Origin of the sequence: Agriterribacter humi (assembly GCF_009192765.1) — a bacterium.
Taxonomy (GTDB): Bacteria; Bacteroidota; Bacteroidia; order Chitinophagales; family Chitinophagaceae; genus Agriterribacter; species Agriterribacter humi.
In genome coordinates this window covers 194,526-204,308 of the sequence record NZ_VOHQ01000012.1, presented here as the reverse complement: position 1 = coordinate 204,308, position 9,783 = coordinate 194,526, and the positions used below count along the sequence as shown (strand labels likewise).

At 40.8% G+C, this 9,783-nt stretch carries 8 protein-coding genes; 6 read left to right on the top strand and 2 right to left on the bottom strand.

Features of this window, described 5'->3' with window-relative positions; translation table 11 throughout:
- Nucleotides 1-301: 301 nt before the first annotated feature.
- Together FRX45_RS18620 and FRX45_RS18615 are read left to right on the top strand one after the other, a co-directional pair.
- Entirely contained in the window at nucleotides 302-1,075 is a 774-nt protein-coding gene (locus FRX45_RS18620) for an SDR family NAD(P)-dependent oxidoreductase (RefSeq protein ID WP_152269975.1), read from the top strand.
- Nucleotides 1,076-1,139: 64 nt separating this feature from the next.
- Entirely contained in the window at nucleotides 1,140-2,075 is a 936-nt protein-coding gene (locus FRX45_RS18615) for a hypothetical protein (protein ID WP_152269974.1), read from the top strand.
- 214 nt (nucleotides 2,076-2,289) lie between these two features.
- Here FRX45_RS18615 and FRX45_RS18610 read toward each other — a convergent pair whose 3' ends face one another.
- Together FRX45_RS18610 and hemW are read right to left on the bottom strand one after the other, a co-directional pair.
- Nucleotides 2,290-2,721 carry a GNAT family N-acetyltransferase gene (locus tag FRX45_RS18610; RefSeq protein WP_152269973.1) on the bottom strand — a complete coding sequence of 144 codons (432 nt, stop codon included), beginning with the start codon at nucleotides 2,719-2,721 and terminating at the stop codon, nucleotides 2,290-2,292.
- 55 nt (nucleotides 2,722-2,776) lie between these two features.
- Nucleotides 2,777-3,913: a radical SAM family heme chaperone HemW gene (gene hemW, locus FRX45_RS18605; protein ID WP_152269972.1), complete on the bottom strand. Its 1,137-nt coding sequence runs from the start codon at nucleotides 3,911-3,913 to the stop codon at nucleotides 2,777-2,779.
- 28 nt (nucleotides 3,914-3,941) lie between these two features.
- Here hemW and FRX45_RS18600 point away from each other — a divergent pair, with 28 nt between their 5' ends.
- The 4 genes from FRX45_RS18600 to FRX45_RS18585 all read left to right on the top strand — a co-directional run bounded on the left by FRX45_RS18600 (nucleotide 3,942) and on the right by FRX45_RS18585 (nucleotide 9,758).
- Nucleotides 3,942-5,774, top strand: a complete 1,833-nt coding sequence (locus FRX45_RS18600) for a BamA/TamA family outer membrane protein (RefSeq protein ID WP_152269971.1) — start codon at nucleotides 3,942-3,944, stop codon at nucleotides 5,772-5,774.
- Nucleotides 5,775-5,836: 62 nt separating this feature from the next.
- Nucleotides 5,837-6,832: a DUF4271 domain-containing protein gene (locus FRX45_RS18595; protein ID WP_152269970.1), complete on the top strand. Its 996-nt coding sequence runs from the start codon at nucleotides 5,837-5,839 to the stop codon at nucleotides 6,830-6,832.
- Nucleotides 6,833-6,884: 52 nt separating this feature from the next.
- Nucleotides 6,885-7,661: a uroporphyrinogen-III synthase gene (locus tag FRX45_RS18590; protein WP_226805450.1), complete on the top strand. Its 777-nt coding sequence runs from the start codon at nucleotides 6,885-6,887 to the stop codon at nucleotides 7,659-7,661.
- 39 nt (nucleotides 7,662-7,700) lie between these two features.
- A complete protein-coding gene (locus FRX45_RS18585; protein WP_152269969.1) occupies nucleotides 7,701-9,758 on the top strand; it encodes a thioredoxin domain-containing protein in 2,058 nt (685 codons plus the stop codon).
- Nucleotides 9,759-9,783: the final 25 nt, after the last annotated feature.

The window sequence follows — 9,783 nt, the reverse complement described above, 5'->3', positions numbered from 1 at the left end:
GCAAAAGAAAGCAGAAAAAGAATGACAATCTATACAGTAAAAATTAATGAAGATGACCCATTAAATAAACAATTAAATTTGTTTGAACCATTATAAAATATGTCAACCTATTTTAGGTACACACAGGTTGAAAAGAAAGAGCAGGGAAAGGATGAGTATCACAAAATACCCACAATGATATGCAGATGAACGGAGCGTCGCAAGGAACGATCAATCTGTGTTGCTGTAGCGGGTACCATAAAAAACATTGTTAACCGGGGTTGCATTTCAAATTTAAAATTTAAAATCTCAAATTGTTCTCATGTTCAGATTAGATGATAAAGTAGTTGTTATTACGGGCGGCGGAAGCGGAATAGGTAAAGCCATCAGCACAACCTTTGCAAAGCAGGGCGGTATAGTATATATTCTTGAGATGGATGAAAAAGGCGCTGCATTAACTGTTGACGAAATTACCACAGAAGGCGGAAAAGGCAGCTTCTTCAAATGCAATATCGCTGACCAGCAGGAAGTAAAAACCGTAATAGCGCAGATCACTCAAAAACATACGACAATAGATATACTCGTAAACAATGCTGGTATTGCGCATATCGGGCAGGCCGATACCACAGCCGAAGAAGATTTCGACCGGGTTGTGGCTGTAAATATTAAAGGCGTATATAATTGCCTGCATGAAACCATCCCTTTTATGAAAGAAAAGGGCGGTTCTATATTGAACATGGCTTCTATTGCAGCCCTGGTGGGTATCCCCGACCGCTTTGTTTATTCGGCTGCTAAAGGTGCAGTGGGCGCCATGACCCTGTCTGTAGCCAAAGATTATATTGGTTATAATATTCGTTGCAACTGCATTTCCCCGGCAAGAGTGCATACACCCTTTGTTGATGGGTTCCTGGCAAAGAATTATGCGGGAAAGGAAAAGGAAATGTTTGAGAAATTATCTAAAACCCAGCCAATAGGGCGAATGGCCAAACCCATTGAAATTGCGCACCTGGCGCTGTACCTGTGTTCGGATGAAGCTTCCTTTATTACCGGCTGCGACTATCCGATTGACGGCGGGTTTGTTAAATTAAATAACTGATCGGGGTTTTGATCATCAGCCGCAATTTTGTTTGAGCGCACGGCGTTAGCAATAAAATGATCACATGAAACATTATCGGGTTGCTTATATAGCGCTATGTATATGTGCTGCATCTTGCACCAAGGCAGATAATGGTGAGGCTGCAGAAGCAAAACTGATCTTCAGGTACAGGTTCGATTCAACGCAGGAAAGGTTGAATAATACCGGCCAACCCGCTTCGCTTCCTGATGGTAACGCCGCTCAAAGTCCTGTGTTCAATAGCATGAATACACATTACATTGAATTAGCGTTGAATGCTTCTACGCCATTGGGCAAAGGTGTTATTCTTTATAAAGCCCCCGAAACGGATGCGGGCGGAGAAGCCGCTATTGATTTTGAACGATCCGTTTCTGCCCGTAACAATGAAGTGTTTTATGCAATGTCCCTGAAAGACATCGCCTCCGGAGAATATGAATGGTTGCGTATTTCGCTGGCTTACCAGAATTATAGTGTGCAATACCATATTGATACTACCATTACTATAGCTACCGATACTACTTCCAGCACTATAGTGATTGACCAGGACCTTACCGGAACGATCGCGTCATTTATCGGGTATAATACTTATCTCAAATCCTATCTCATCAAAACCCAGTCGCTAACGGTTGATGGCAACCGCAAACAGGGATACTGGGGTTTTGAAACTACATTGAGCGGTGAAGGATTCAACGAAATGTATACCACGTCAGGGCAATCGCCTGAAGGCGGTACAACTGTAGTTAATCCCATTTTTGATACCTCACCTGTACCCGCAGGTTCCTGCGTGGTAACAGCGGCATTTATACCAGGCAAACTGGTTATTACAGGAAAGGAAACGGAAAATATCATAGTAGAAGTATCCCTTTCCACCAATAAAAGCTTTGAATGGAAGGAAGTGGTAAACAATGGCAAATGGGATCCGCTGAAAGGAGAACCGGTGGTGGATATGGGAATACGGGGCATGATACCAACCATAAAATAAACCGTGCATTACCACTCATCATTCCTTCATTAAATGGAGGGCTAAAATTTGTAAATTGTATAAGTTAAAGTGTAAAAATGCCTTTTTCGTACAGTTTATTAAGCAATAGCGCTATTCTTGTTATTATAGCGATACTGGCAGGAGCCCAGCTTGTAAGGGTAATTCGAAAATCATCTCACAAAACCAATTGAGCAGCATTTATCTTTTGTAGCAGTCATGATTTGTTTCTACGCATCACTCTTTCAGGTTGGGGATGAACAGCAAAGCCGTATTGTTCGTACAATCCATGAGCATCTTTGGTCATCAGCAGCCAGTTGCGCAAGTGCTGCAATTCAGGATATGCCATTATGGTTTTCATGAGCAGTTTGGATAGTCCGAGTCCCCTGTAATTTTTATCAATAAAAACATCGGCCAGGTAGCCGAATGTAGCCATGTCTGATATTACCCTTGCAAATCCAACCTGCTTATCATTTTCAAATACACCAAAACAAAGCGAATTAGCAATAGAGCGTTTTACTGTATCTATTGATATACCTGAAGCCCAATAAGAATCCCGGCTCAAATAATGATGAATATAAGGGAGGTTAAATTCTGTAATATTGGTTGAGATCCGAAACCTGTTTTCAATTTGTGTTACTGTGTTCATAAAGAAAGAAGATATATAAAGCTGGTCGCTTCCTTTTCATAAAATTACAGCGTAATCATTTTAAAAGCTCATCCTCAAATAAATTTGCCGCTATTCCATCGGCAAACAATTTGCCGGCATTGGTAAGCCTCAGGCTATTGTTCTGCATTATCAACTTCTCATTCATATAAGGTTGCGCAGCAGCTAAGAGCCGTTGTGCATAAGTTGCTCCAAACCGGGTTTGAATATGGCTGAGGTCAGTGCCTTCTGTAGTGCGCAAACTCGTCATAATATATTCATTAAGCCTTTGTACAGTTGTAAGCCTTTCTGTTTCTGCCGGGATAATATTTTGCAGGAGGGATTGAATATATAAAGTGTTATTAGCGATATTCCAGCTTCGGGCATCTGTTCCGTTAAAAGAGTGCGCTGCAGGGCCGAAGCCGTAATAGGCCTTGCCCTGCCAGTAGGAAGTATTATGGCGGCTTCTTTTACCCGGAATGGAAAAATTAGATATCTCATAGTGCTCATATCCTGCATCCTCCAGCCAGCTAATAAGTTGCATAAACTGCCTTGCCTGTTGTTCCGGATCGGTGTCCTGCATTTTATTTTTGGCGATCAGGCTGTGTAGTGCTGTTTTAGGCTCCACAGTTAACGCATAACAACTTAAATGTGGTATATTAAAATCGATGGCTTTTTTAACGTTCTGCTGCCATTTTTCATCACTTAGCCCCGGTGAGCCATAGATCAGGTCAATCGTAAGATTATCAAAACCTGCATGCTGTGCCAGCATAATGCTGTTAACAGATTGTTCGCCTGTATGCGCCCGGTTCATCCATTTCAGATCTTCTTCAAAAAAAGATTGAACGCCAATGCTCAGCCGGTTAATGCCCATGCTTTTCCATGAGGTCAATAGTTGTCCTGAAATATCATCCGGATTGGCTTCCAGAGTAATTTCAGCATTGGGATCAATATGAAACTTCTGGTGCAGCGCATCTAAAATGGAATTCAATGCTTCTGCCTGCAGCAGGCTTGGCGTGCCCCCGCCAAAATAAATCGTTTCAACGCTTTTATCATTATATACGGTGCATAATGCTATTTCTTTCAATAAAGCGTTTATTAAATCGTTCTTGAGCCGGAGCGAAGTGGAAAAATGAAAATTGCAGTATAAACAAGCCTGCCTGCAAAAAGGGATATGGATGTATATGCCTGCCAATGCTAAATGATTTTTGATTTCAGATTTTATGCTTTTAGTTTTGCTGGTAATGAACCGGCTGCGCTGCTTTACAGGGTTGGTGTTTTTTCTGGTGCTGTCGTTATACGCAGGCGCCCAGGATAAGTACAGGCTTCATTATATTTTTATTGACAAAGATACCAGCTTCCGGCCTGAAACACTGGATTTACAAACCACATTTGCTAACCAGGAGCATTGCCGTCAATACATTGATCAGGTAATTGGCTCATTGCAGGCTAAGGGCTATATCACCGCATCTGCAGACAGCACCGCGTTTGATTCAGCAACAGCCAAAGTTTGGATGTATATTGGAAGCACATACCAATGGGTTGAATTGAATACCGACAGCGCCGACAAGAAAATGCTTGCCTCCATAGGATGGAACAGCAAAACTTTTTCAAAGGATATGCTGAGTTTCAATAAAGTGCAGTATTGGCAGGAACGGATACTTAATTATTACGAAAACAATGGTTATCCGTTTGCAAGTGTTGTATTGGATAGCCTGACTGTACAAAATGAAAAGGTATCCGGCAGACTTAAAACTGAAAAAGGTCCCGCCTATAAAATTGATAGCATACGAGTATATGGAAAAGCAAAGATCTCCAATTATTTTCTGCAGCGATATCTGGGTATTGAGAACGGTTCTCTTTATAAAAAGGCCAGGCTTCAGTCTGTTAGTCAGCGATTGCTGGAGCTGCCTTACCTGAAAGAAATTAAAGCATGGGATATGACAATGACAGGCTCCGGCTCCGTATTGAACCTGTATATTGATCCCAAAAAGAGCAGCCAGGTAGATGTGCTGGTAGGATTTTTACCTGCGGCGGAAGGAACCGGCAGAACAAAATTGCAACTAACCGGTGAGGCGAATATTAATCTTAAGAATGCATTGGGCAGTGGCGAAACAATTGGAGTGAACTGGCAGCAAATACAGGTGAAATCGCCGCGGTTGCATCTGTTGTATGAACATCCTTTTGTTTTTAATACAGCATTTGGATTGGATTTCAATTTTGATCTGCTAAAAAAAGATTCCTCATTCCTTAATCTGAATGCCGGGTTCGGCGTACAATACCTGTCAACCGGTAAGCAGAGCGGGAAAGTGTTTTTTCAAAATTTTTTTACCAATGTACTGCCTGGCAGTATAGATACTTCACAGGTAAAAGCATCCAAAAAACTACCTTCCTATATTGATGTAACAACCAGCAATGTGGGGATAAACTATAAGTATAATAATACGGATTATCGTTTTAACCCCCGCAGGGGAAATGAGTTTACGGTTATAACTTCGGCAGGGTTAAGAAAAATTAAGCCCAATACAACTATTACCAGCATTAAAAAAGACGCATCAGGTAATGATTTCGATTATGCTTCGTTGTACGATACACTGGATCTGCGGACCTACCTTTTAAAGATCAATGTATCGGGCGCACATTATTTTAAAACGGGCAGGCAATCTGTAATAAAAGCTGCTGTAAACGGTGGGTGGTTGTATACACGTGATATTTTTAAGAATGAAATGTACCAGGTAGGCGGCTATAAATTATTAAGAGGTTTTGATGAAGAAAGTATTTATGCCAGCAGTTATACGGTATTAACGGCTGAGTATCGTTTTTTTATAGGATTAAATTCTTATTTTTTTGGATTTGCCGATGGGGGCTGGGCGCAGAACAATGCTTATGGTGAAATACAGCAAAAAGACCATACTTATCTCGGAATGGGAATAGGCATGGCGTTTGAAACAAAAGCCGGCATATTTAATTTAAGCTATGCGATAGGCAAGCGGGATGATATACCGTTTAATTTCAGGCAATCTAAAATACATTTCGGATTGGTTAGCCTGTTTTAGCAATAAGCCTGAAATAATTTATGACGATTCAGATATTTTTGCAGCATTAAACATTTGAACAATTGAGAAGAATCATTTTATTATGTGTGGTTTTGCAGAGCATTTTGATCTCTGCCGTATGCGGCCAGGATGATTCTTCGGGGGTAAAACTGCCTCCTGTACAGACAACGATTATAAAAGATTCTTCCATATCTAAACCTGCGCAGAAAAAGACCATCCCGGTTAAGGTAGTAAAACCATCCCAGGTGCTCTTACGAACCGATTCAATACCAATGGTTCAAAAAGATACCCTTGTTCCAGGGTTTCTGCCTTATGGAAGTGCTGTTCGCTCATATGTAATGCAACATCCCTATTATAATACTGGCGGTGATGTTGTTTATATGCCTTCACAACGGTACAGCCCCGATAGCAAGGATGAGCTGTTTTACATTTTATGCGGAACCTTGTTTTTCCTGGGCATATTAAGAGTAGGGTTTCCCAAATATTTCCAGGACGTATTTAACGTTTTCTGGAAATCGGCTTTCAGGCAGAAACAAATACGGGATCAACTTCAGCAGGCGGGGATGACAACCCTGCTCTTTAATATCTTTTTTGTTTTCAGCACTGCGCTTTTCAGCTACCTGGTAATAGAATATACAGCCAATAATGTTGCAAAGCCCTGGCTGTTATTTGCCATTTGTTTTTTTAGTATAGCATTGATCTATTGCGGAAAATATTTTATTTTAAAGCTAATGGGCTGGATGTTCGGGCAGCCAATGGCAGCGGATTCTTATATTTTTATTGTCTTTTTGGTCAATAAAATATTATCAATTTTATTAATACCATTGATGCTTGTCCTGGCCTTCGGCGATCCTGTATTTCAGCAGATTGCTTTTACAGTTTCAATTATTTTGTTAGGATTTTTATTAATATACAGGTTTATACTATATTTTTCTGTATTGCGTAATGAGTTAAAAATTAGCTTGTTGCATCTTGTTTTGTATGTCTGTGGTTTTGAAATCATACCGGTTTTACTGATTTACAAACTCCTGTTACATTTGTTTGGAAGAAGTTCGTAACTTTGCAAAATCATTGCCTACTAAAGATAAACATATAGTTAAACAGGAGAAAATGGCAGTAAGCAGTTCTACTATGTCTATTAAAAAGGTCCTGATAACCCAACCACGCCCGGATTCGGATAAATCCCCTTATTTTGAACTGGCACGAAAGCACAGTGTTGAACTGGAGTTTTTCCCGTTTATAAGGCTGGAGGGCATCCCTTCAAAGGACTTTCGTAAGCAAAAAATTGATATTGGCTTATATAGTGCTGTTATATTTACCAGCAGGCATGCTATTGATCATTTTTTTCGTATCTGTGAAGAGCTGAGAGTAGCAGTATCACAGGATACCAAATATTTTTGCATTACAGAAGCGGTAGCTTTATATCTTCAAAAGTTTATTCTCTATAGAAAGCGAAAAGTGTTTTATGGTGCTGACGGAACAAACAAAAGCCTGTTCGATGTAATTAATAAACACAAGGAGAATGAACAGTTTTTGTATCCCTGTTCGGAAAATCAGCAGGATAACGATATAATCAGCTGGCTCAAGGCCAATAAGTGCGAATTTGCTACCCCATTTATGTACAGAACCATCAGTAATGATGTAAAACAGGTGCTTACAAAATCTGAATTTGATGTAATATGCTTTTTTACACCCAGTGGGGTTAGAAGCCTGTTAGAGAATTTTCCCCGGTATAAGCAAAATGGAACAAGGATAGGCGCCTTTGGAAACAATACTTCCAGAGCCATAGAAGAAGCTGGTTTAACACTGCACATTAAAGCTCCCGCTCCCGAAACACCTTCAATGGTAGCAGCCCTGGAAAAGTTTTTAAGCAGCAATAAAAAGTAATTTAAGCAGCAATAAAAGTAATTTTACGAATTTAGCTGAATGGCTGAACACACCAATCATCTCATACATGAAACCAGTCCTTATTTGCTGCAACACGCCCATAATCCGGTTAACTGGTATCCCTGGGGCGAACAATCTCTAAAAAAAGCACAGCAAGAAAATAAACCCATATTGGTAAGTATTGGTTATGCCGCCTGCCATTGGTGCCATGTAATGGAAAAGGAAAGTTTTGAAGATGAAGACACCGCGGCTATCATGAATGAGCATTTTATTAATATTAAGATAGATCGCGAAGAAAGGCCGGATCTGGATCATATTTATATGAATGCCGTTCAAACAATGACCGGCAGTGGAGGATGGCCGCTCAATGTGTTTTTAACACCGAACAAAAAGCCATTTTACGGGGGCACCTATTTTCCTCCTTCTCCCGCTCTTAACCGGTCTTCATGGCGGCAGGTGCTGCAGGGTGTTATTACCGCTTTTAAGGAAAAACGCGATGAAATAGAAACACAGGCAGAAAACCTTACCGGCCACCTGTTGCAATCCAATGCTTTTGGGATCGTACACTCCCCTGACCAGGAAAAAATAACAGCAGGTCAGCTCAATACAATTTTTGACCATATTATGCAATCTGCGGACACAACGGATGGTGGTTTTGGACGAGCGCCTAAATTTCCACAAACATTCACTATACAGTTTTTATTGCGGCATTTTTTCCACACAAAAAATGAAAAGGCATTGCAGCAGGCATTGCTTAGCCTGGATAAAATGATTTATGGAGGAATATACGACCAGTTGGGAGGAGGATTTGCGCGGTACGCTACCGATAATGAATGGCTGGCGCCTCATTTCGAAAAAATGCTTTATGATAACGCACTATTGATAATTGTATTAAGCGAGGCGTATCAAGTCACCAAAAACCCTTTATACGCCCACACAGTGGAGGAAACGATGAATTTTATTGAACGCGAACTGATGAGTGAAGAAGGTGGTTTTTTTTCTGCTTTGGATGCCGACAGTGAGGGCGTTGAGGGCAAATATTATGTTTGGGATAAGAAAGAAGTTGAAGCCGTGTTGCTGGAAAACGCCGCCGTCTTCTGCAAGTATTATGATATCACCGCGGAAGGCAACTGGGAGCATCAAAATATATTAAGAATACTCCAACCTTTCGATGAATTTGCCGCTCAAAATGATTTGAATGGGGAAACATTGCAGGCCTTATTAAAGTCCTGCAAAACCAGACTTTTAGAAGTGCGGGGCAAAAGAATTCCTCCTTTAACCGATGATAAAATTTTGCTGAGCTGGAACGCCCTGATGAATATAGCCTGCAGTAAAGCGTATGCAGCCCTGGGCGATGAAAGGTATAAACGGGTAGCCCAAAAGAATATGGCATTTCTGCTGGATAAATTTAAGGAGGTGGACACGGACAATTGGATGCATACATACAAAAATGGAGTAAGCAGGCATCCGGCCTTTTTAGATGATTATGCATACCTGGTTCAGGCGCTTATTTTTTTGCAGGAGATTACTGGGGACCAGGATTGCCTGCTCAAAGCAAAGCAACTGACCGAATTGATAATTGATAATTTCAGTGAGGAAGAGACGGGCTTCTTTTTTTATACGCACCGCAACCAGCAGGACGTTATTTTGCGTATAAAAGAAATATACGATGGCGCAACCCCTTCGGGTAACTCAATAATGGCTTGGAATTTGCATTATTTGTCACTTGTTTTTAATAATGCCGCCTGGAGAGAAAGGGCATTGAATATTTGTGCTTCTTTAAACGGGGTGATCGTAAAATATCCCACCTCGTTTGGGATATGGGCATCTGTTATGAACGATATATTTTATGGGTTAAATGAAATAGCGGTGGTAGGGAATCGTTATAAAGATATTACCGGGGGTATTTTGTCGCATTACCTGCCCAATAGGGTAATTCAATCTGCCGGGGGAAATAATGACCATTATCCATTATTGAGCAACCGGTATGTGAAAGACAAAACCGCTATCTATTTATGCCGTAATTATTCGTGTTTACAGCCGGTAGAAAAGGTGGCAGATTTGATGCAACTCATTGATCAGGAACCGAAAAGATAAAGAAGGTCAGGCACAATAACTTGGG

Coding starts and splice junctions, on each gene's coding strand:
- FRX45_RS18600 (WP_152269971.1), top strand. CDS start 3,942: ATGCTTTTAGTTTTGCTGGTAATGAACCGGCTGCGCTGCTTTACAGGG.
- FRX45_RS18610 (WP_152269973.1), bottom strand. CDS start 2,721: ATGAACACAGTAACACAAATTGAAAACAGGTTTCGGATCTCAACCAAT.
- FRX45_RS18615 (WP_152269974.1), top strand. CDS start 1,140: ATGAAACATTATCGGGTTGCTTATATAGCGCTATGTATATGTGCTGCA.
- FRX45_RS18620 (WP_152269975.1), top strand. CDS start 302: ATGTTCAGATTAGATGATAAAGTAGTTGTTATTACGGGCGGCGGAAGC.
- FRX45_RS18585 (WP_152269969.1), top strand. CDS start 7,701: ATGGCTGAACACACCAATCATCTCATACATGAAACCAGTCCTTATTTG.
- FRX45_RS18590 (WP_226805450.1), top strand. CDS start 6,885: ATGGCAGTAAGCAGTTCTACTATGTCTATTAAAAAGGTCCTGATAACC.